Source organism: bacterium SCSIO 12696 (assembly GCA_024397955.1).
Taxonomy (GTDB): Bacteria; Pseudomonadota; Gammaproteobacteria; order Pseudomonadales; family Porticoccaceae; genus SCSIO-12696.
The window spans coordinates 2,155,293-2,176,468 of sequence record CP073744.1 but is presented as its reverse complement, the minus strand read 5'-3'; the positions used below and the strand labels follow the sequence as shown (position 1 = coordinate 2,176,468).

Annotated in this window: 19 protein-coding genes; 17 read left to right on the top strand and 2 right to left on the bottom strand. The window is 54.3% G+C overall.

Annotated features, from left to right (window positions below; translation table 11 throughout):
* Positions 1 to 140 precede the first annotated feature (140 nt).
* From pilM to KFE80_10010, 16 genes are all read left to right on the top strand, one after another.
* Entirely contained in the window at positions 141 to 1,025 is an 885-nt protein-coding gene (gene pilM, locus KFE80_10085; protein UTW44740.1) for a pilus assembly protein PilM, read from the top strand.
* Entirely contained in the window at positions 1,022 to 1,642 is a 621-nt protein-coding gene (locus tag KFE80_10080) for a hypothetical protein (protein UTW44739.1), read from the top strand. The genes pilM and KFE80_10080 overlap by 4 nt, the downstream gene beginning before the upstream one ends.
* On the top strand, positions 1,639 to 2,280 hold the full coding sequence (gene pilO, locus KFE80_10075) for a type 4a pilus biogenesis protein PilO (protein UTW44738.1): 642 nt from the start codon (positions 1,639 to 1,641) through the stop codon (positions 2,278 to 2,280). Before KFE80_10080 ends, pilO begins: the two co-directional genes overlap by 4 nt.
* Entirely contained in the window at positions 2,273 to 2,662 is a 390-nt protein-coding gene (locus tag KFE80_10070) for a hypothetical protein (protein ID UTW44737.1), read from the top strand. The genes pilO and KFE80_10070 overlap by 8 nt, the downstream gene beginning before the upstream one ends.
* An 8-nt stretch (positions 2,663 to 2,670) precedes the next feature.
* Positions 2,671 to 4,353, top strand: coding sequence for a secretin N-terminal domain-containing protein (locus KFE80_10065; GenBank protein ID UTW44736.1), 1,683 nt, complete (start codon positions 2,671 to 2,673; stop codon positions 4,351 to 4,353).
* 41 nt (positions 4,354 to 4,394) lie between these two features.
* Positions 4,395 to 5,312, top strand: a complete 918-nt coding sequence (locus KFE80_10060; protein ID UTW44735.1) for an AAA family ATPase — start codon at positions 4,395 to 4,397, stop codon at positions 5,310 to 5,312.
* The gene (locus KFE80_10055; protein ID UTW44734.1) at positions 5,309 to 6,286 is read left to right on the top strand and encodes a hypothetical protein; all 978 of its coding nucleotides are present in this window, start codon (positions 5,309 to 5,311) and stop codon (positions 6,284 to 6,286) included. The genes KFE80_10060 and KFE80_10055 overlap by 4 nt, the downstream gene beginning before the upstream one ends.
* A gap of 28 nt (positions 6,287 to 6,314) precedes the next feature.
* On the top strand, positions 6,315 to 8,054 hold the full coding sequence (locus tag KFE80_10050) for a type II/IV secretion system protein (protein ID UTW44733.1): 1,740 nt from the start codon (positions 6,315 to 6,317) through the stop codon (positions 8,052 to 8,054).
* Entirely contained in the window at positions 8,051 to 9,280 is a 1,230-nt protein-coding gene (locus KFE80_10045) for a type II secretion system F family protein (protein ID UTW44732.1), read from the top strand. Before KFE80_10050 ends, KFE80_10045 begins: the two co-directional genes overlap by 4 nt.
* A 196-nt stretch (positions 9,281 to 9,476) precedes the next feature.
* Entirely contained in the window at positions 9,477 to 9,878 is a 402-nt protein-coding gene (locus tag KFE80_10040; GenBank protein ID UTW44731.1) for a type II secretion system protein, read from the top strand.
* A gap of 26 nt (positions 9,879 to 9,904) precedes the next feature.
* Positions 9,905 to 10,321 carry a type II secretion system protein gene (locus tag KFE80_10035; GenBank protein UTW44730.1) on the top strand — a complete coding sequence of 139 codons (417 nt, stop codon included), beginning with the start codon at positions 9,905 to 9,907 and terminating at the stop codon, positions 10,319 to 10,321.
* The gene (locus KFE80_10030) at positions 10,311 to 10,814 is read left to right on the top strand and encodes a prepilin-type N-terminal cleavage/methylation domain-containing protein (protein ID UTW44729.1); all 504 of its coding nucleotides are present in this window, start codon (positions 10,311 to 10,313) and stop codon (positions 10,812 to 10,814) included. Before KFE80_10035 ends, KFE80_10030 begins: the two co-directional genes overlap by 11 nt.
* Entirely contained in the window at positions 10,814 to 11,593 is a 780-nt protein-coding gene (locus KFE80_10025; GenBank protein UTW44728.1) for a prepilin-type N-terminal cleavage/methylation domain-containing protein, read from the top strand. The genes KFE80_10030 and KFE80_10025 overlap by 1 nt, the downstream gene beginning before the upstream one ends.
* A gap of 22 nt (positions 11,594 to 11,615) precedes the next feature.
* Positions 11,616 to 12,032: an MSHA biogenesis protein MshP gene (locus tag KFE80_10020; GenBank protein ID UTW46691.1), complete on the top strand. Its 417-nt coding sequence runs from the start codon at positions 11,616 to 11,618 to the stop codon at positions 12,030 to 12,032.
* The gene (locus KFE80_10015; GenBank protein UTW44727.1) at positions 12,029 to 15,931 is read left to right on the top strand and encodes a hypothetical protein; all 3,903 of its coding nucleotides are present in this window, start codon (positions 12,029 to 12,031) and stop codon (positions 15,929 to 15,931) included. The genes KFE80_10020 and KFE80_10015 overlap by 4 nt, the downstream gene beginning before the upstream one ends.
* 184 nt (positions 15,932 to 16,115) lie before the next feature.
* Positions 16,116 to 17,156, top strand: a complete 1,041-nt coding sequence (locus tag KFE80_10010; protein ID UTW44726.1) for a putative porin — start codon at positions 16,116 to 16,118, stop codon at positions 17,154 to 17,156.
* Between the two features lie 125 nt (positions 17,157 to 17,281).
* Here the strand turns inward: KFE80_10010 and KFE80_10005 are convergent, their stop codons facing one another.
* Both KFE80_10005 and KFE80_10000 read right to left on the bottom strand, forming a co-directional pair.
* Complete coding sequence (locus KFE80_10005; GenBank protein UTW44725.1) at positions 17,282 to 17,749, bottom strand: septum formation family protein; 468 nt, start codon at positions 17,747 to 17,749, stop codon at positions 17,282 to 17,284.
* A gap of 255 nt (positions 17,750 to 18,004) precedes the next feature.
* Entirely contained in the window at positions 18,005 to 19,906 is a 1,902-nt protein-coding gene (locus tag KFE80_10000) for a beta-ketoacyl synthase (GenBank protein UTW44724.1), read from the bottom strand.
* A 112-nt stretch (positions 19,907 to 20,018) separates the two neighbouring features.
* On the opposite strand from KFE80_10000, the gene KFE80_09995 reads away from it, so the two are divergent.
* A complete protein-coding gene (locus tag KFE80_09995; GenBank protein UTW44723.1) occupies positions 20,019 to 21,032 on the top strand; it encodes a helix-turn-helix domain-containing protein in 1,014 nt (337 codons plus the stop codon).
* Positions 21,033 to 21,176: the final 144 nt, after the last annotated feature.

The window sequence follows — 21,176 nt, the reverse complement described above, 5'->3', positions numbered from 1 at the left end:
GTAAACTACGCCTCCATACAGAGCTAAAGTTATCTGCGCAACGTTCGATACTGTCTGCGTAGCTATCCCAACATAAAAACCAAAAACGGTAGACCACTTTGCTCGGATGGAAAAACAAAGGCCGCCAATCTGCGGCAGCTGTGGGGGTTGAAATCAGGCCAGACGGGATTGCCGTCGCTCAAATCAACGCCAACCCTCAAGGTGAAAAACAACTTCTCGCTTGCGAATTTCTGCCCTGCGACGCAGACGCCGACAGGGCCGCCCTATTGCGCGATTGCATCTGCTCGCTGGGCTTGAAAGGTGCGCGCTGCCACGCCGCTCTGCCGATGGGTAGCTATCATTTGCACCTGACTGAAGCCCCTCAAGTACCGGATGACGAACTGCGCGACGCCATTCGCTGGAAAATTCAGGACCAGATTCCCATGCCGCTGGAGGAAGCGGTTATCGACGCGTTCCCGCTGCCTAAAAACACCGGCCGCAGCGACAACGTGTACGCAGTGGCTGCTGCCACCAGCGATGTAGAGCAAGCGGCACAAATCATTAGCGAGGCGGGCCTCAAGCTGCAATCCATCGATATTAACGAACTGGCGCTGCGCAATCTGGCCAGTGCCATCCACAGCGGTCAACGCAGTATCGCCATTGCACTGATATCCCCAGGGCGAGTTTGCGTGAATGTGTACGGCGACGACGCTCTCTACCTCACCCGTCAATTTGACATTAAATGGCAGGGTGGCTTGATGGAAGACCTGCCGGAAGACGCGTTGGGCCTGGAACTGCAACGCTCCCTGGATTACTTCGAACGCCAGATGCGCCAGCCACCGCCCAAACAGGTGTACCTGTGTGGCCAACACATCAGCAGCGACAAAGTCGGTGACGACTTGCGCAACAGTCTCTCAACCCCCATCGACGTGCTCGACCTCAGTCAGCACTTGCCGCTGCCCGCTGGAGTGGACAGCGAACAACTCCCACTTTGCGTAGCAGCCATCGGCGCTTCACTGCGCAGCGATAACAAGGTGGCGGCATGAGTTACCAGCAGATCAATCTGTATCGCAAGCAAAACCGCAGTGCTGGCAGTGGCTTGGCATTTAATCTGCCAACAGTGGCCATTGCGGCTACTGTACTGGCCGCTGTGCTTGTTTTTATCGGCGTCAACCAAAAGCTCGCTAATAACAAACTCCGTCAGCAACTGACCAGCAACGACAACCAGCTGCAACAAATTCAAGCGCAAAACCAGCAACTGCAACAACAACTTGTAGCCACCAGCGGTATCGACCTGGAACAGCAACTGGCCCAGAAACAGGATGAGCTGGTGCGTTTGCAACAGATTCGTGGGCTGATGCAACAACAGCGCTCTGCACGGCGTTTCAGCTTTGCGGAGCAACTGTCCGGGTTAGCAGACCACCATCAAACTGGCATTTCGCTACAGCAGATACATCTGCTCAATGGCGGCGGCTACCTGACCATGAATGGCGAAACCCAACCAGCGGAAGCGGTGCTGCAATATGTGCAAAAGCTTCAACAGGACGAACGTTTTGATAGTGCCCGCTTTGGCTCCCTGCAACTGCAACGAGATCAAGAGCGTCACGGCCTGGTGCAATTTCAATTGGGCGACATGCCGGAGCCAGAGGGAGTACGACCATGAATGCCCTGTCTGCCAAATTTGATGCCCTGCAGCAGCGGGAAAAAGTGTTACTGAGCCTGGTGGCAGTGGCGGTGATCTACATGATTGTCGAGTTTGTCCTGCTCAAACCCGCTGACGATGAGCACCAACAGCTGCTCAAACAATTGCAAGCCAACCGCGACACCATGGCCACCAGCCAAGAGCAAATGCAGCAACTGCAAGCCAGCGCCGCTGGTAATAAAGGGCCACAACTGCAGGCCCTGGAACAGCAAATTGACGCCCTGCGCAGCGAACTCGCCAGCCTGTCTGGTGGTTTGGCAGACGCTCAACAACTGCCAAGAATTCTCGAAGACGTGCTGGTTAAAACCGGCAAGCTGACTCTGGAGCGCCTGGAGGCACAGCCGGTGGAAGAGCTGCAATTGGCCGCCACCGATAGCGATGGCGAAGCGGTCAGTGCAGGCGTATTCAAGCACCCGGTAACCCTGCAACTGAGCGGCCGCTATTTTGATGTAGTGGCCTACCTGGAAGCCCTGGAAGCCCTGCCCTGGGGGCTGCGCTGGGAACAACTGAGCTATCGCGCCGCCGATTACCCCACAGCGGATGTCACCTTACAGGTCTACACCCTGACCACCGAGGAGGGCTTGTTTGGAAATGAATAGCTTGGTAATGAATAGTTTGGTGAACAGTAAAAAAGCCTTATTAGTCGCCTGCGCACTATTGGCTTGTGCCCCGCTGGCAACTGCTGAGCGCGACCCCACGCGCCCCATTGCCTACAAGCCACCGGCAATCAGCCAACAACAGCACAGCGGCCTCAAATTGGACTCACTGCTGGTAAGCAAACAACGCCGCCACGCCAGCATCAATGGCACCCTGGTTGAAGAAGGCGATCGTATTGCCGGTGTCCGCATCGTCGCCATATCCACCAGTGGGGTCACCATCGAACGCAATGGCAAGCGGCAGCTGTTGAGCCTGCACACCAACACCATCAAAACCAGCGCCGTTAAAACCACAAAACGCGACCGCAGTGGCGGTACAAAATGAGGCAAACCATGTTATTTAAAAATCGCCTGCCACTTTCTATTAACCGCGCCGCGCTGCCCATCGCCTTGGCCGTGTTAATGGCCGGGTGCGCACCCAGCGTACAAAAGCCCCTGCCCGCGGAAACCCAGATGGATCGCATTGCCGCAGAGCTGCAAGCACCGCAAGCGCCCGCAGAAGTGCCCAATGCGGTCAGCGACCTGCTACTGGGGGAAAGCAGTGCCGAAGTCAGCCCTGCCATGGAGCGCTTTGATGTCGCTGCCAACGATGTACCTGCCGGGCGCTTCTTCCTGAGCTTGATGGAAGGCACCGATATCAACATCGTCACAGACAACAACCTCAAAGGCACCATCAGCCTCAACCTCAACGATGTCACCATCGAAGACGTGCTGGAAATTTGCCGGGAAATCTACGGCTACGACTACAAGATCAGCGGCAACACCTACTTGATCTCCCCCAGAGAGCTGAGTACCCAGATATTCCACATCGACTACCTGGACATCAAACGGGTGGGCCTGTCCGATACCACGGTCAGCGTTGGCCGCCTGGAAAGCAGCGGTGGCAGTAATAGCCGCAACAATAACCGCAACTTTGGTGGCAACAATCAGGGCGACAGTGGCTTGCTCAGCCTGCTGCTGGCAGACCAGCAGGGCAATAATCAGGGCAGCGCCAGTGGCAGCAGCCAGGGAGCCCGCATCCAGACTTTGACTCGATCGGATTTCTGGAGTGAATTAAGGGCATTTATTACTTCCATGGTAGGCGGCGAAGTGGATGGTCGCCAGGTAATGGTATCGCCCCAGGCGGGCATGGTGGTGGTGAAAGCCCTGCCCAACGAGCTGCACGATGTGCGCGACTTCCTGGAACGTTCCGAGTTGAGCGTACAGCGCCAGGTACAGCTGGAGGCGAAGATTATCGAAGTGCGCCTCAACGACGATTACAACGCAGGAATTAACTGGAACGAGATTGGTGGCAGTCTTTCCTACAACTACAACAACAGCCGTACCGGTGTGACCACTGGGGTTTTCAACTCGGTGTTCAATATTGCTGACATCAACAGCTTTATCGACCTGCTGGGGGAACAGGGCTCGGTGCAGGTGCTGTCCAGTCCCAAACAAGCCACCATCAACAATCAGAAAGCGGTGCTGCGAGTGGGCTCCGACGAATACTTTGTGACCGACATTTCCAGCGACACCACCACCAGCGCCTCGGCGATTGTGAACACCCCAGACATTGAAATCACCCCGTTCTTCAGCGGCATCGCACTGGATGTAACCCCACAAATTTCCGCTGATGGCGACATCATCATGCACGTTCACCCAGTGATTACCGAAGTTCGAGACCTGGTAAAACCCATCCAGCTGGGTGACCAGACCTTCAGCTTCCCGACTGCATTCCGGGATATTCGTGAATCCGACACCATCGTGCGCGCCAGAAACGGCGAAGTGGTGGTACTGGGCGGCCTGATGCAAGAAGTAGAAGACTACGAAAAACGCCGCTACGCCGGCGCTGGCGATGTACCGGTAATCGGCGGCCTGTTCCGCGGCAAAACCGTCAGAGTGCGCAAATCCGAACTGGTGATCTTGATCAAGCCCACAATCATCGACAGCAATACCACCCGCCACGAGGTACAGCGAAGCCGCGACCGGATTCGCGAACTGGGCAACGAACAGCGCAGGTTATTGAGAATTGATTGAAGGCACACACAAGCTGACTTTCTGGAGCAGGGGATCCACTCATGTATGAACGCTACTTCCAACTGCGTGAAAAGCCGTTCTCGCTGACCCCGGACACCCAGTTCTTTTTTAATCGGCAGAGCCATCGCAGCGTACTCAATACATTGGTTGTCGCGCTGCAACAGCGAGAAGGCTTTATTAAAGTGGTGGGGGAAGTAGGCACCGGGAAAACCCTGCTGTGCCGCAAGTTGATGACCAGCTTGAGCAGCAAGCGCTACAAAGCTGCCTATATTCCCAACCCTTACCTGTCGCCGGAGGAACTGCGTTACCTGCTGGCGGAAGAGATCGGCGCCGACGTCAGCTCCGACATGCCAGGGCCTCAGGTGTTGTCACGTATCACCCGCCGCCTGATCGACTTGGCTGCGGATGGCAAACAAGTGGTGATGATGATCGACGAAGCCCAGGCCATGCCCAGAGACACCATCGAAGCACTGCGCCTGCTCAGCAATCTGGAAACGGAAAAGCGCAAGCTGTTGCAAGTGGTTTTGTTTGGGCAGCCGGAACTGGACACCCTGCTCGGCCGCAAAGACCTGCGCCAACTCAAGCAACGTATTATGTTTTCAGAATACCTGACGCCATTCGATAAAAAAGGCGTGGGTTACTACATCAACCACCGACTGGCCTCTGCAGGTTACCCGGATGCCAGACTGTTTAGCACCGCGGCATTATCTCTGTTGTACCGAGCCTCTGGTGGCGTACCAAGGCTTATCAACGTACTCGCCCACAAAGCATTGATTGCCTGTTACGGGCGCGGCAATCGCCGGGTAACCAGCTATCACATCGCCCGCGCTATCCAGGACACACCGGAAAGCAAACGCACTGGCAAACTGCTGGCACTGCGCTGGCATCTGCTGTGGCCATTGCTGGGTGCCATGTCCCTGGCGGGCACATTGGTTTATGCCCAGGGGGGCGTGATATGAGCCTGGTCAACAATATGCTCCGCGACTTGGAAGAGCGCCAGGACACCACTGGACAGCCACCAGGTATTTCGGCAGCGCTGGAAGCTCACAAAGAGCCCTCACCCCATGGCAGCAAACTGTCATTGACCATCGGCCTCAGCCTGTTTACCTGCGCGGCAGTTCTGCTCTCCTGGCACAACAACTGGTGGCAGGCACCAGAGGCTAAAGTACCAACAGCTTCACTTCAGGCCGCAACTCAAGTTGAACCTGAAGCTACAACTACAGAGTCAGCAATACCACAACCAGCCGTTATCGAAACGATTGCGCCCGCCTCTATTGACGCTTCACAAGCCACAAAGCAGACAGTTGCCAAACCGGTAGAAACAGCAAAAGTGGCCGAGATTATCGAGCCAGACAAAACCACTTTAGATGCACCAACGCAAGCAGTGGTTGAGGTAAGCGCTTCAGAGCAGCCACCACAACAGGCGCCAATCGAGACACGGCCACAAGTTACCACAGCCACTGCGGAAACCGCACCAGAGCCACAAAATTCAGAACAGCAAAGCACTGAACGACAAAACCCAGAATCACAAAGCCCTGTACAAACACAAGTCGCCACCAGCGCCGCCACTGAACAACGCCAGGCCGTACAGGCACAAGCAAGAGCACTACTGAGCCGAGGAGACCTGGCAGCCGCAGCGCTGCAACTACAGAGCATCCAGCCAGACATGGGCCAGCACCCTGAGCACTACGCTCTGCTGGCGGGTATTTATCACAAGCAGGGCCAGCACCAGCAGGCGGCGGAACTGTATAGCGAGTTGGTGGGCTTTGAGCAAGACAACGCTATTTACTGGCTTGGCCTGGCAGTGGCGCTGGACGCCATGCAGGATCGCAACGCCCTGGGGGCGTTCCAAACAACCCGGCAGTTGAACAGCAACCCGGATGTGGCCGCTTATGTGGAGCAGCGCATTCAACAATTAAAAAACCCAGGTTAAGAACCTTAGAGCAGTAAAAGGACAACCCATGGCCCAACCCTCAGCCAAACCACAACGTCTGCGCCTCGGCGACCTGCTGGTGGAAAAACAGCTGATTACTGAACCTCAGCTGATGGATGCCCTGCAGGCACAAAAAAACAGTGGCCTCAAACTGGGCAAACAGCTGATTGAGTTGGGTTTGGTGCAGGAAAACGAACTGCTGGGCATTCTCTCCCAGCAACTCAACATTCCTTTTATCGACCTGGCCAACTACCCCTTCGAAAACGCGGTGGTCAACCTGCTGCCAGAGGCACAGGCGCGACGCCACCGGGTGGTGGTATTGGAAGATCGCGGCGACAGCCTGTTGTTGGGCATGGCCGACCCCACGGATATTTTTTGCCTCGACGATCTCGCTAAAGTGTTGAACAGGCACCTGGAGCCTGCCGTAGTGCGAGAGTCGCAGCTACTCGATATTGTCGATGTGGCCTACTGCCAGCAAGAAGAAATCGCCCACCTGGCCGAACAGCTGCACGAAGAGTTGGAAGAATCCGCCGTCGACCTGGCGGATATCGCCACCGACGTCACCGACAGTGACGCACCGGTGGTGAAGATGCTGCAAAAAATCTTCGAGGATGCCTTGCGTACCAAAGCTTCGGATATCCATATCGAACCAGACGAAACCGTGCTGCGTATTCGCCAGCGTATCGACGGCGTACTCAGCGAGCAGGTGATGAACGAGAAGAGCATCGCCGGCGCCTTGGTGGTGCGCCTCAAGCTCATGTCGGAACTGGATATCTCCGAAAAACGCCTGCCCCAGGATGGCCGCTTTAACCTCAAGGTGAGTGGTCGCAGCATCGACGTGCGCCTGTCCACTATGCCGGTGCAGTGGGGCGAATCTGTGGTGATGCGTTTGCTGGACCACAGCCAGGGCATCCTGGGATTGGAAAAAGTCGGCATGCCGCAACGTATGATTGACCGGGTACGCCACTTGCTTCATCGCCCCAACGGCCTGGTGCTGGTTACCGGCCCCACCGGCAGCGGTAAAACCACCACCTTGTACGGCGGCCTGACCGAACTCAATACCCCGGACCGCAAGATCATCACCGTGGAAGACCCGGTGGAGTACCGCCTGCCACGCATCAGCCAGGTACAGATCAACCACAAGATCGACCTCAGCTTTGCCAAGGTATTGAAAGCCACCTTGCGGCAAGACCCGGACGTACTGTTAGTCGGCGAGATTCGCGACCGGGAATCCGCCGAAATCGCCCTGCGCGCGGCCATGACTGGCCACCTGGTACTGTCCACCCTGCACACCAACGACGCCATCACCTCCGCCCTGCGCCTCACCGATATGGGGGTAGACCCATACCTCGTATCGGCAGCACTTAAGGGCGTACTGGCACAGCGGCTGGTACGCAAGGTATGCGAGCACTGCGCCGAACCCTATGAGCCGGATGCCAACGAGCTGCAGCTGATCAAAAGCCTGTCTCGCCAGCGGGAATTGGAAAACCTGAACCTGCGCAAAGGCCGGGGCTGTGTTCATTGCTTTAACACCGGCTACCGGGGGCGTATTGGGGTATTCGAATTACTGGAAATCGACCGGGACATGGCCGATGCCCTGCGGGAAAACGACATCCGCGCCTTTAACCAGGCGGTGCACGACCACCGTTCATTCCGACCACTGAACGTCAGTGCTCTGGGTTACGCCGCCGAAGGCATCACCACCCTCAGCGAAGTGATGCGAGTATCGGCGGAGGTGGATGACACCGGCGAGGATGACGAGCAATGAGCGGTACGTTCAAGTACAAAGGCCGAGACCGCAATGGTGTCAGCGTTACCGGTGAACTACAGGGCGCCAGTGCCGATGCCATCGCAAGCCAGCTGAGCCGTCGTGGCATCACCCCCACCGCCATCGATATGGCCGCCAGTAACCTGGCGTCCAAAGAAATCAAATTGCCCGCCTGGCTGCGCAACGAAAAAGTCAGCACCGAAGACCTGATCATGTTCGCCCGCCAGATGTACACCATCACCAAAGCGGGCATCCCCCTGATTGTCAGCATTCGCGGACTGGCGGACACGGTACACAATCGCCTGCTGCAAGATGCTCTACACGATATTGTCGAACGGCTGGAAACTGGCACCGAATTATCGGCGGCCATGAGCCAGCACCCCAAAGTGTTCAGTGACCTCATTATCAACCTGGTACGAGTCGGCGAAGACTCCGGCCGAGTGGACGAAGCTTTTTTGCAGCTGAGTGAATACCTGGAACGGGATCAGGAAACCGCCCGCGGTGTTAAAACTGCCCTGCGTTACCCGTCATTTGTACTGTTGGCAATCGCCATTGCCATGGCGGTGGTGAACACCATGGTGATTCCCAAGTTCGCCGATATGTTCAACAAGTTTGGGGCCGAGTTACCCCTACCTACCCAAATCCTTATTGGGATTTCCGATTTTTTTGTCACCTTCTGGCCCTACCTTTTGGTGGCTGCCGTGGGCGGCTTTTTCTGGGTACGCCATTATTTGAACACCGAAAAGGGAGCCCTTAACTGGGGTCAGCGCAAGCTCAAACTACCGGTAGTGGGCGATATCGTTAACCGCGCCACCCTGGCTCGTTATGCGCGCACCTTTGCCATGATGCTGCGCTCTGGGGTGCCACTGCCCAAAGCCCTTGAGCTGTCCGCAAGAGCGTTGGACAACCCGTATCTGGCCGCCAAAGTGCGTGATATTCGCTCCAGCATCGAGCGCGGTGACAACCTCTATCGCACCCATATGGCCAGCGGCATGTTTACCCCACTGGTGCTGCAAATGATTTCTGTGGGCGAGGCCAGTGGCCAGGTGGACACGCTGCTTGCAGAAGTGGCGGAGTATTACGAACGAGAAGTGGAATACGACCTGAAAAACCTCAGCGACCGATTAGAACCCATCATTATCGTCATTATGGCGGCCTTTGTTCTGATTCTGGCGCTGGGAATCTTCCTGCCCATGTGGGATATGTTCAGTATTCAGCAAAACTAGCCGATATAGGCTTTGGGGCGAAACTCAGCCCTGAGCCACCGAGTTTTGAACAGTGGTTGTTTACGGAACAAACAACTTCACAAATCAAGGAGTTACATTTGCTTTTAACAGCAAAAATCGATAAAACCCTGCTCAGACCGCATAGGGTTTTATCACAATAATTTTATAAAACAGAGATCCAAATCGGAGACACACTATGAACCGTCAAGCGGGTTTTACCCTGATCGAACTGATCGCCGTTATTGTTATTTTGGGGATTTTGGCAGCGGTTGCTGTACCAAGATTTGTAAATTTGCAAGACTCTGCAAGGCAGGCCGCTGTTGAAGGGGCAGCTGCTGCACTAGCCGGGGCATCTTCTCTGAATAACGCAGCAAACCTAGTTGCTGATGCAGGTATTGCAGGAGCGACAGCACCTACTGCAGTAACTAACTGTACTGGCGTAGCAGCATTACTAGATGGTGGCCTTGATGCTCAATTCACAATCACAGCCGCTGCAATCCCAGGTCCACAAGGAAACTCTATTGACTGTACGGTTTCAGATGCAAATGATGCAGCTCGATCTGCTACTTTCCGTGCACATAATGTAACCAATCCATAATTTTTAAAGATGGTATTTTGTGGCAAATGGGTCGAGATCGTGGTTTTTCCCTCGTTGAACTAATTACTGTCCTAGCCATACTTGGAGTGGTTTCTGCAGTTGTGGCAAGCCGCTTTGCAAATACTTCTTCTTTTAATGTACTTACGGCCCGCGACAATATTGTCGCGGGTTTGTTTTATGCTCAACAAGTAGCTATTGCACGAGGCAACAGCGCCACCATTGAATTTATTGCCAATGGCAACAGCGTTACTGTGGAAGAAGACGGCGTTACGCTAGACTCCGCCAACTATCCACTATCGCTGCCCAGCGGCATTACCATCACCCCCAACGCCACTCTGGTCTTCGATAAACTAGGGCGCACCAACGCCACCAGCTTCACCCTGAGCGATGGTTCAGGAACCAGTGCCACCATTACTGTGGAGGCCACTGGGTATGCACATTAGATGCTCAACGTTCAACTCCGAAACCGGTTTTACTCTAGTGGAAATGGTGGTGTTTCTGGTGGTTATCTCCATCGGGCTGGGGGCGCTGATCGCGGTGTATAACCAATCTCTGATCAACAGCGTAGACCCGCTGGTGCGAGTCAAAATGCTGGAAATTGCACAGTCTCAATTAGACGAAGTCGCCGCACGCAAATACGACGAAAACACGCCCACCGGCGGCGTGCCCGCCTGCGGCAGTGCCGAAACCGGCGCCCAACCCTGCAGTTTTGGTCTGGACACTGGCGAGAACCTGACCAACGCCGCAAGCCTGGACGACGTGGACGACTTCCACAATTACAGCACTACTGTTTCCGGCTACAACAGCGCCGTCACTGTGAACTTGGCCGGCACCGAGCTGGGTATTGCCAACGGCAACGCCAAACGCATTACCGTCACTGTTACTGCGTCCACCGGCGATACCCTTACTCTATCCAGCTACCGGGTGAATTTTTAATGGCGAGCACCCACACCACTCCCGTAGCCCAGCAATCCGGCTTTACACTGATCGAACTGATCACCGTAATCGTCTTACTGGCCATTATCGCCACCATCGGCAGCAACTTTGTGGTGTCCAGCACCGAGAGTTACCAGCAGGTACAAAGCCGCGCCAAACTGGTAAACAAAAGTCGCCAGGCCATGGAGCGTATGACCCGGCAACTGCGCGGCGCAGTACCCAACAGCATTCAGCTGTTTGCTGCCAACACCTGCATTAAATTCCTGCCTATGGCCAGTGGCGGCTTTTACCAAAACCCCATACCCGACAATGCCAATGGCGCTGCCGCCAGCAGCGCCATTGGCAGCGCCCCTTACCAAGTGGATTTTGGCACCGCTCGTTACGCGATCATCGGCGCTCTTAACGACAACGATATTTACAGCGGCGGGGCCAGTGCCTCCCTGTCCAGCCCACTAACGCAAGGCAGCAGTCAGAGCGGCATTGCACTGTCATCCGATCAAGTTTGGATTCGAAACTCGATTGAGAGACGTTTTTTTCTGGCAGACGATCCCCAGGCGTTTTGTGTGGTTGGCAATGAGCTGCACTTTTTGCAGGGCAACACGTTGGGATGGACGCCTTCAGGAACCGGCAACTTGATGGCACAACAGGTAGCAGGCGGTTTTGCCTTACAGGCAGGCACAGAGTCCCGCAGCACCATCGTGGATATTGACCTGGATTTCACCGAAGGGGGCGAAACCGTCAACCTTCAACAACAAGTGACCATTCGCAATGTGCCTTAATACGATAAGCGGGAGATGCGAGATTGGACGACAGCAAGGCTACCTGATGCCGCTGGCGGCATTTATTCTGGTAGCAATGGCGGTTATGGCCGCAACGCTGATGCGCACCAGTGGGCAAACTGGCATTTCCGTGGCACAGGAGGCCATTACCCTGCAAGCGTTTTACAGCGCCGAAAGTGGTGCCCAGCTGGGCATGAGTAATCTGTACTACGACAGCGCCAACCCACTCAGCCAGGCGGCCATTAACAATCGCTGCGACACCATGAATTTAGCCCCATCATTCAGCGCTGCAGGGCTTTCCAATTGCAGCGCGGCCGTTAGCTGTGGTCGCAACACCAGCGGCACAGCCAGTTTTTACACTATTACCAGCGTGGGCAACTGCGGCAGCGGCGAGGTGAGAGCCACCCGCACTGTAGAAGTATCGGCATTTTTTGAATGATGACAGTCAGAGTAAACAAACAAACCTTCGCCAAGCTATCGCCCAAAAGCATCACCAGGTTATTGCTCACCGTACTCGCGGGCCTCTGCTGCACGATGGCTTTAGCCATCGATATGAAAGTCGATCGGGTGACGATTAACCAGTTGGCTCCGCCCAGTACACCCATTGCCTGGCTACAGGTAAATTTCCAACAAACCTACTCGACAACGCCGGTTGTTATCGTAACCGCCACCACTGAGAATCCGGACCCTGCCACCGCCCGTATCCGAAATGTCACCACCACCGGATTTGAGGTGGGTATTGTAGAACCGCAAGGCGCCGATGGGGCGACCACTGCCACTGTCGTAGACTACTTTGTTGCTGAACTAGGCACTTACACTTTTCCCGGCGGCCAACGAATGGTGGTAGGCACATTAACCACTGCTGGGCAGGTGGGGTCTCGAGTTGGCCAAGCTTGGTCATTTGTTACCTTCCCTAGCTCCGCTTTTAACAACTCTCCCGCAGTGGTTGGCCAGGTACAAACCATCAACAGTCAGCCTGGGCTGGATGCAGGGATTCTCGGTGAGCCCTGGTTGGACGTCGCCATTCGCAACGTCACCGATGACGATATGCAAATTGCCCTTGACCGCTCAAAAACCAATACCGGCACAGTCACCAACGAGACCATCGGCTATATCGCCATGGAATCCGGTGACAGTTTTACATTGGGCGGGGCACAAATACAGGCACTGCTGACACCAACCAACATTGAAGGTGTGGATGATGCAGGCTGTTTTTCCAATAGTTTTGTTACCAGCTTTGCCAATGCTCCCAGAGTTGTTGCCAGTAAAAATACCGCCAACGGTGGGGATTTTGGCTGGATACGGCGTTGCGCCATCAGTGCTAACAGCGTTGGCCTGGTGATGGACGAAGACGAAAGTGATGGTAGCAACCGTTCCCACGGTGCCGATGAATCCGCTGGCGTGCTGGCGTTTGACAGCAATTTTTTTGGCCAGCGCAACGGCCGTGGACTTGAAGGCGGTTCAGTAACAGTTCCCGCAGCCGTATCCAGCACCACCCAGTGGACGCAGGTTAACTTTCCCAATGCATTTAACGATGTTCCCGTTATCTTCACTCTGCCCACCGACGCCAGCGGTGAACCAACCAACGTGCGAGTGCGCAATGCCAGCATTAATGGCTTTGAAATTGCCGGATTTTCGCCGGACGGCTCCAACCCACCCGCCACACAAATGACCGTGGATTACGTGGCGGTTGTGCCGGGAACCCACACCACCACCAGCGGCGATACTTTTGAGGTGGTACAGCGGGATGTGTCGGCACGAGTGGGCCGCAATGATGGCACGGGAGATAGCTTTGCCAGCCAAAACTTTAGTTCTTCTTTTAGCTCTGCGCCGGCGGTGATCACCCAAATTCAAAGTAATAATAACGAGCCTGGGCTTGAGCCAAATCTGGTGTCGTCACCGTGGATGACCGTCGCCATGCGCAACCTCAACAGCAACAGTATGCAGTGGGCTCTGGATCGTGCAGAAACACGCACGGGAACCGTCAACACCAACGAGCGCATCGCCTATTTTGCTGTCAGCAATGGCACCAACGGCCAGCTCACCGCCACAGACAACAACACCGTAGATTTTGAAATGCTGCTCAGCAACGACAGCATTAGAGGCTGGGACAACGGTTGTTTCTCGGTGCCATTTGCGGAGACTTACAGCTCCCCACTGGTGACGGCCAGTCAAAACACCCGAGATGGTGGGGACGGTGGCTGGGTACGTCGCTGCGACCAACAAAGTAACCGGGTTGGACTGGCAGTGGATGAAGATACCTCGTCCGATAGCGAACGAGCGCACACCACCGAGCGGGCCAGTGTGTTTGTTTTTTCCCGCGCGTTTGAAGCAGACTTCAGCGGCCCGTCAGGCCCTGACCATTACAACGTAGCCGCACCGGGGAATACCATTGCCTGCTCGCCATTTACTGTCACGGTAGAGGCTCACGATATTGGTGATACCCCGGTGGATGGCCAGGGGGCAACCGTAACACTGGATACCGGCACCAACCGCGGTACCTGGTCGGGCGCTGGGGTTACAGATAATGGCGACGGCACGGCATCGGTAGCGTTTGCCTCTGGGGCAAGCAGTGTTAATGCCACGTTGCTTTACAGCCAACTCATTGGGGCAACCGAGTCGATCACCATCACCGCCAGCGACGGCAGTATTAACAGCCTTGAGAATGCAGCGGTTACCGTAGCCTTGTCAGGCTTTGAATTTGGTACCGGCAACTTTGCTGCAGGCATCCCCAATCAAGTGGCTGGGGTTAGCGACAACAGTTTGCGACTGCGGGCGGTGAATACTGGCCCAGATGGTAGTTGCGTTCCGTTAAATCCCAATCAAAGCCTTAGTGTTGAATTCAGTTCCAGCTACATAAACCCCACTGCAGGCGCGGGCGTTTCAGCCACCATCGGCGGTCAGTCCATTGCCAGTAGTGCAGCGGTAACCCTGAATTTTGACGGCAATTCCATCGCTGATATTCCCAATTTTAATTACAACGATGTTGGCCGTTTGCAACTGCAGGCCCGCAACAACACTGGTGCAACACCTATTGCCGGTGACAGTAACAGTTTTGTGGTGCGCCCCCACCACTTCGACATCACTGTCAGCGCTAATCCCGGCACCACCACATCAGGCAGTGGCTTTATCGCCGCTGGAGCCACCTTTGCCGCTACCGTCACTGCTCGTACTGGCACCAACGATATTGCCCCTAACTATGGCAATGAAGCTTTACCGGAAAGCGTTGCTGTGAACATCGGCTCACTGGTGATGCCTGTTGGAGGCGACATTGGCAACTTGTCGGGCGGAACTGCCAGCGGCGGCAATGGCACCTTTACAGTCTCAGGATTAAGCTGGGATAACGTCGGCACCATCACTCTGCTGGCAGATGTGGCGGATAACAGTTACTTGGGAGCAGGCCCTGCCAACAACCCACAACCCTCCGGAAATGTGGGGCGCTTCTTTCCAGCCGACTTTGCGTTAACGTCTGACAACACCAACAACGGCTGTGGCAGCTTTACCTACCTGGGCCAACCCAATATCTCCGTCAGCTATAACTTGGAAGCGCGTAACATCTCCGGTGCAACCACCAGCAACTACGCAGCAGACAGTGACGGCGTTACTGCGACAGCCAATTACCCAGTTGCCACTATTAGCCACAATGCACAGCAGGGAGCAGCTAATTTAAGCAACCGCCTGGTGATTGATAGCACCGAATGGGTTAACGGTGTGTACACACTAAATACGCCTGCTGCAGCAATTAATCGGCAGGCCTCCTCAGCGCCCGATGGACCCTTCAGCGCAGTACAACTAAGCCTGGCGGAAAACGACAACGATGCGGATATTTCAGGCAGTAGCGATATTGGTTCACCGCTGAACTTACGTTTTGGCCGCGCCTTTGTCAGTGACACCCACGGCCCGGAAAGCACCCTGCTAAACGTGCCTTTTGGCACTGAGTACTGGGACGGCAACCGCTTTACTGCAAGTCTGACCGATAGCTGCAGTGTTATCGCTGTAGACCAAATTCGATTCAATAATGCCGTCGTCAGCACCAGCCCTCAGGGCGTTGATTTTATCGGCGGAGCCGGAACCGACAGCAACGGTACCTTCTTTTTTGCCACACCTAATGTACAGTCAACCGGCGGCACCTTCGGGCTAATATTTTCGCCTCCCGGGGCCGGCAATACCGGCAACTTCCCAGTGAACATCAACCTGATTAACTATCCCTGGCTGCGCTCCGACTGGAACCAGGATGGCAACTTTAACAACGATACCGGACTGCCCGAAGCCACTATCAGCTTTGGCTCTTATCGTGGCCACGATCGTGTGATTTATTGGCGGGAGCGGTTTGATTGATAACTAGAGACTCTGCCAAGCCTTACCGCAGAGCGCGGCAACTACAGCACAGTTATTACAATATTGCGAACACATTTCCTGTACCGTTGCCGGGGTAAATAATTTATCGCTCAGGCTGTTAAAATCGCTTCAATTTTTAACTGCATGACACTTTAACTCTTTAACTACCTGATAGGGATATCTTATGACGCTATCGCGCGCTCTCACCTGTACTCTTTGCCTAACTGCCAGCTCCGTATCTTTTGCCAACACATTTCAGTACGAAATTTCCGGGTCTTACTCCGAGCTCAGAGAAGAGCAGCTTGTTCCCAACTCGGGCTTTTCCCCACTCCCTTTTTCTAGTTTCGGCCCCATAGAGCTTACAACACAAACCGTCGAAACTGACTCAAAGGGTATAGCTGGCAGCTATTTCTTTAGCCCTGTGGATACATCAAGAGGGCCCTTGGCAGAAGCCGCTTTTTTGGATCGCGCTTCAAGCATTACTCTGAATTACAGTGACGCCAGAAATATCGATACATTGGGCATATCAGGTCTATACATCAACAAAGAACATGGCTGGATTATCGGTGCCAGCTTCTCCCAACAGGATTTGCCGTTCGGGTTCGGCAGCGCAGACCGAAAGAGCTTATCTGTGGGCTACTACGTGGCAACAAATACAACAATTACTCTGGATTGGATAGACAACGACAATCTATTTAGCCTCGCTGACGAAGAGTACATAGCCAGGGTACGGCATTTTGGTGAGTTTATTTCCGGGCTCAATTACTCTGTCAGTGGTTTTTTTGGGACCGCCGATGGCAACAATGTTGATTCAAGTGACACATACGGCATCACCGCGATCGTATACCCGAATCGCCGGCTGAGTTTTGGTGTCGGCTATACCGATGCAGAAATAAAACTGGCAACCTTTTCAAGTGTTATCCCCGACGACTCACTTATCTTCTCTGGTATCGACGTTGCTTTTAACCCTACAGCGCCATTCGATACTGCTACCTTCTCGCCAATACAAATAACAAATCGTATTGAAAATTCCACTTACGGTGTTTTTACACGTTGGTTCTTTAATGAAATGTCGAGCATCACACTGGCCTATGATCGCTCCAATAGAAAATCACGCAGCTTTATTTCAGGAAACACGGAGGGAGTTGGAGTAGGTACGTTAAACAGTTTAAATCCAGAAACTGATGGTGATCTTTGGTCTATCAATGTCAACCTGCGTTTTTAGTAATAACTTCAAAATATATTCAATCACATTGACACAAACCTGGAAGCTGTCGATTCTTCTGAGTTAGATACTTACCAAGATAACAAAGGGCAACCCAAAGGTTGCCCGAACAAAACAGCTTATCACTAAATAGCCATGCCTCGAGCGCTGCTGGTTAGCTTTTTATTTTGGGAGTGATAGACAGCGCAAGTGACGGCTCGATCGTTCATACGCACCCAGCTTTCTCGGGTTGGGTATAAATAATAAAGTTCTAGCAGGGAATCGTTGTAATTTTTGCCGACAAATGCTTCAAACTTTTCCAGGCAACCATCGTTGGCTATTTGCTCTACGGTTTGCGTTGGAAACTCTTGAGATTCAATATCAAACTGATAAAACACTTCGCTATCGTGAGGTTCATTGCACGGCACGCCAACCACTGTTTCAACCTCAGCACCTTTAGGCTCATTAAAGCAGTCACCCACCTTCACTGAAAAAGCATCAACAGAGCCCTCTGCAACGATGTTACCTGCATCATCACGATCCGCCTTATTGAAATGCTTATAAGCAAAGACACCGACAATGACAGCAATCACGATTATTGTTGAACGAGACATATTACATTCCTTATACAGTTATTATCTTTCCAAAAATAGAATGGACTGGAGCTAAGCACTATTTTTTGAATAAGCAAATGGCTACAGCGTCACTGATCGTAATAACCTCTGAGACGCGCTGTCAAACCGGTCAGTAGACATTTCTCAACGCTGGCGCTAATAGTATTTTCTATCCAAAAAAAACAAAGGGCAACCCGAAGGCTGCCCTAAAAAGTACAATTGATGGATTGTGAAAACTATCTTACATCTCGAAAACTATCTCATATCCCCATAGGGATTATTCTGGTCGAATACTACTGGTTGGGCAAAGCCCGGCATCACCATTTTTTCGGACGTAATTTCGATGTCGGCTTCGTTAATAATACCTTCACCAAAACGATAAATCGGTTCTAGCTCGCAGCGGTCCGCCTGCTGTTCGTAATCAGCTGCAGCCGCACGGGTTTGTTCCCGACGTGCTTCGTATTCCGCCCACTGCTCGGCATGGCGCTTTTGCAGCATCTGCTCAGTCACTTGGGGCGACATCACCACACCAGTGGCGTTGTTGCCACCAAAACCCTTCGCATTGATAAATGCCACATCCAGATTGCCGACACCCACATCCATATCTTGCAGAGGAATCGTGAGGTGGTCGTCGTACACGTCGTCCGCCACTTTGTCAGTGGTCTTAACACCAGGTACCAAACCATAGCGGAACACGCCCAAGGTGCTGATCATCTGGTCGCCACTAGCGGGAGCCATGGAGTGTCCCACGTAAGCTTTGACTGCGGCCACCGGCCAGTTTTCGATGCCAAAAGCCTCGGCCACTTCATGGAAGATATGGGATTCAGTCACCCGGTTTTGTGGGGTACTGGAACCATGAGCCTGAACAAAGCTGCGCTCACGTATGGATTCTTCACCGAGAATCGCCTTGGCCGCCGCCACCGCCTTGGCCACCGATACGTAGTTGCCGGCACCAGGGCTGGAAATGGATTTTTTCACACCGTCGGCGTTGACGAATACATCCGGTACGGCGCCGTGAATATCGGCTCCCAATTCCACCGCCAAGGCATCGTCCATCAAAATAATGTACTGGGCAGATTCACCAGCGGTAAACCCACAGTTATCACCAAAGGGACGACTGGTTTTGCGCGGGTCGGGCTTGTCGGTACCGTCGATTTTTGCCAGGCCTTCTTCAGTGGCCAATGCACCCATCATGGTAAAGCCTTCCAGCACCTCCGGGTTCATCGGGGACTCAGAATTGCCCACTACCGCCACACGGCGGCGACCGGAGCGGATGTCATCCACCGCAGAGCGCAGGTTGTAGAGGAAGCTGGCACAGGCGCCGGCAACGGATTCGGTATGGCCGACGCTGCCCAGCACATAGGCATTGAGGAAGTCCGCTGGCATGCTGTTCAGCGCCATAGGAATCTGTTTGGAGCTGGGGCGGCCGCCCTTAAAGCGGTTGGAAATCACCCCACCCCAACCTTCGTCGTGTAACTGCCCCAGTGCACTACTGGCGTAGACGCCAATTTCGTCAGGATGCACGGCGTTGCATACGGTGTCCCAGTCAATGCCCATCGAGCGTACCGTGTCAGACGCGCCGTAGATGGCCAACTGCAAACCGCGGGGCTGGTAGCGAGAGTTGTACAGTTTTGCGGGCTCGAAACCGGTGGGCAAAATGCCCGCAGATTTCACTGGGATACTACGAGTATTGGGCACTAGGCCCTCAGCGGTGCCGCTGATTTCCACTTGCACCTTACCGTCTTCGATATCCACCACACGCCAGTCGGAGGGCAAAACCGGTGGCAAACTGCGGCGCTTAGTAATGAATTTCAGGGCTTCGCCAGTGGCTTCCAACTTGAGCAAGTTATTGCAGGGGACGTTATCCGGGTCGAAGTGACTGTCTTCTTCAATGCGGCGAATCAACGTGCCATCCAGCACCTTTTGACGGTACTCGTGGGCCACTTCTGCCTCGCTCATGGTGCCGCCTTCCGCATCCACATAGTGGTCGTTTTCCCAGCTCACCAGATTCATCAGGCAGGCGAGGCCAGCAATGGTTTTTTCCTGCTCGCTGGCAGGTAGAGAATCCAACACCGTCCGGCGATAGCCCTGGTGAAATGAACTGCGGCCAGCGGCGTTGATGCCGCCAAATGCAACGATTACCGGTAAAGCTGTCATAGCAAACCCCACAATGTAGTCAGCCCATCATTTTGCCCCCGGCTTCGGTTGAATAAAAGGCCGAATTAGACATATATTAGGAAATTCTGGTCATTACACTCAGGTAAGCAGTATGCCAACCCAGGAGCCCTTTAAGGTCGCGGTATTGTTGTGCGACAACCAACTGGCCACCAGTGCCACCATGCCGATGGAAATGCTGCGCAGCGCCCAGGCAGCGGCGCTGCAAAAAAATCGTTATGCGCGCACCATTGAAATGCGCACCTTGAGTGTGGAAGGCAAAGCCGTGGATTCCGCGGCGGGTTTTTTGTTGCAGGCCGATGGACCACTGGATAAGCAACAGTACAATCTGGTGCACATCCCCGGCCAATGGCGCAATCCCCGCCCGGTTCTGCACAAGCACGCGGCGGCGCTGCCCTGGTTACGCGCCCAGGCAGAACGAGGCGCGCTGATTTCCGCCGTCGGCACCGGCGTCTGCTTTCTCGCCGAGGCGGGTCTGCTCGATGACAAGCCCGCCACCACTCACTGGCATTACTTTGACCGCTTCCAGCAGGACTATCCCAACGTTCAATTAAAGCGCCAATATTTTATTACCCAGGCCGGCAACCTGTATTGCGCGGCCAGCGTTAACGCCCTGGGCGAACTCACTGTGCATATGATCCACCGCCTCTACGGAAGCGAAATTGCCACCCATGTGGCACGCCACTTCTTCCACGAAATTCGCAACCTCAACGAACCGGTGGGCTACCTGGCGGATCAGGTGCAATACCACCCGGATGAACAGGTGGCCCAAGCACAGATCTGGCTGCAGGATAACTTTGGCAAGGTCGTGCGCATGACCGAGCTTGCCAGTCAGCTGGGCATGAGCGTGCGTACCTTTAACCGCCGTTTCAAAGCGGCGCTGGGGAAAACCCCGCTCACTTACCTGCAAGAGATCCGCCTGGAGAACGCCCGCGAGCTGCTGCAAAAAGCCAACCTGTCGGTAGCCGAAGTGGCAGCCCGCGTGGGTTATCAGGACACCGGAGCATTCAGCAAGTTATTTACCGCCCATTATCACACCTCCCCCACCCGCTATCGCGAAGTGGTTCGGGCGAAGTTGTTTAAGCCGGAGAAGACGCTGAAGTACTGACAGCTGCGAGCGGCGGGCTGCGAGCAGATCGAGCGAGTCTGTCATCCTGAGCGCAGCGAAGGATCTCATACCGGCCGCAAGTTAAGAGATCCTTCGCTGCGCTCAGGATGACAATTACGTACATTTCTGCTCGCAGCTAACAGC

Excerpts from the sequence above, each read along its gene's own strand:
- KFE80_10065 (UTW44736.1), top strand. The coding sequence starts at position 2,671 with ATGTTATTTAAAAATCGCCTGCCACTTTCTATTAACCGCGCCGCGCTG.
- pilO (UTW44738.1), top strand. The coding sequence starts at position 1,639 with ATGAATGCCCTGTCTGCCAAATTTGATGCCCTGCAGCAGCGGGAAAAA.
- KFE80_10000 (UTW44724.1), bottom strand. The coding sequence starts at position 19,906 with ATGACAGCTTTACCGGTAATCGTTGCATTTGGCGGCATCAACGCCGCT.
- KFE80_10055 (UTW44734.1), top strand. The coding sequence starts at position 5,309 with ATGAGCCTGGTCAACAATATGCTCCGCGACTTGGAAGAGCGCCAGGAC.
- KFE80_09995 (UTW44723.1), top strand. The coding sequence starts at position 20,019 with ATGCCAACCCAGGAGCCCTTTAAGGTCGCGGTATTGTTGTGCGACAAC.
- KFE80_10035 (UTW44730.1), top strand. The coding sequence starts at position 9,905 with ATGGGTCGAGATCGTGGTTTTTCCCTCGTTGAACTAATTACTGTCCTA.
- KFE80_10025 (UTW44728.1), top strand. The coding sequence starts at position 10,814 with ATGGCGAGCACCCACACCACTCCCGTAGCCCAGCAATCCGGCTTTACA.
- KFE80_10005 (UTW44725.1), bottom strand. The coding sequence starts at position 17,749 with ATGTCTCGTTCAACAATAATCGTGATTGCTGTCATTGTCGGTGTCTTT.
- KFE80_10030 (UTW44729.1), top strand. The coding sequence starts at position 10,311 with ATGCACATTAGATGCTCAACGTTCAACTCCGAAACCGGTTTTACTCTA.
- KFE80_10060 (UTW44735.1), top strand. The coding sequence starts at position 4,395 with ATGTATGAACGCTACTTCCAACTGCGTGAAAAGCCGTTCTCGCTGACC.
- KFE80_10070 (UTW44737.1), top strand. The coding sequence starts at position 2,273 with ATGAATAGCTTGGTAATGAATAGTTTGGTGAACAGTAAAAAAGCCTTA.
- KFE80_10010 (UTW44726.1), top strand. The coding sequence starts at position 16,116 with ATGACGCTATCGCGCGCTCTCACCTGTACTCTTTGCCTAACTGCCAGC.
- KFE80_10045 (UTW44732.1), top strand. The coding sequence starts at position 8,051 with ATGAGCGGTACGTTCAAGTACAAAGGCCGAGACCGCAATGGTGTCAGC.
- KFE80_10050 (UTW44733.1), top strand. The coding sequence starts at position 6,315 with ATGGCCCAACCCTCAGCCAAACCACAACGTCTGCGCCTCGGCGACCTG.
- KFE80_10015 (UTW44727.1), top strand. The coding sequence starts at position 12,029 with ATGATGACAGTCAGAGTAAACAAACAAACCTTCGCCAAGCTATCGCCC.
- KFE80_10040 (UTW44731.1), top strand. The coding sequence starts at position 9,477 with ATGAACCGTCAAGCGGGTTTTACCCTGATCGAACTGATCGCCGTTATT.
- KFE80_10080 (UTW44739.1), top strand. The coding sequence starts at position 1,022 with ATGAGTTACCAGCAGATCAATCTGTATCGCAAGCAAAACCGCAGTGCT.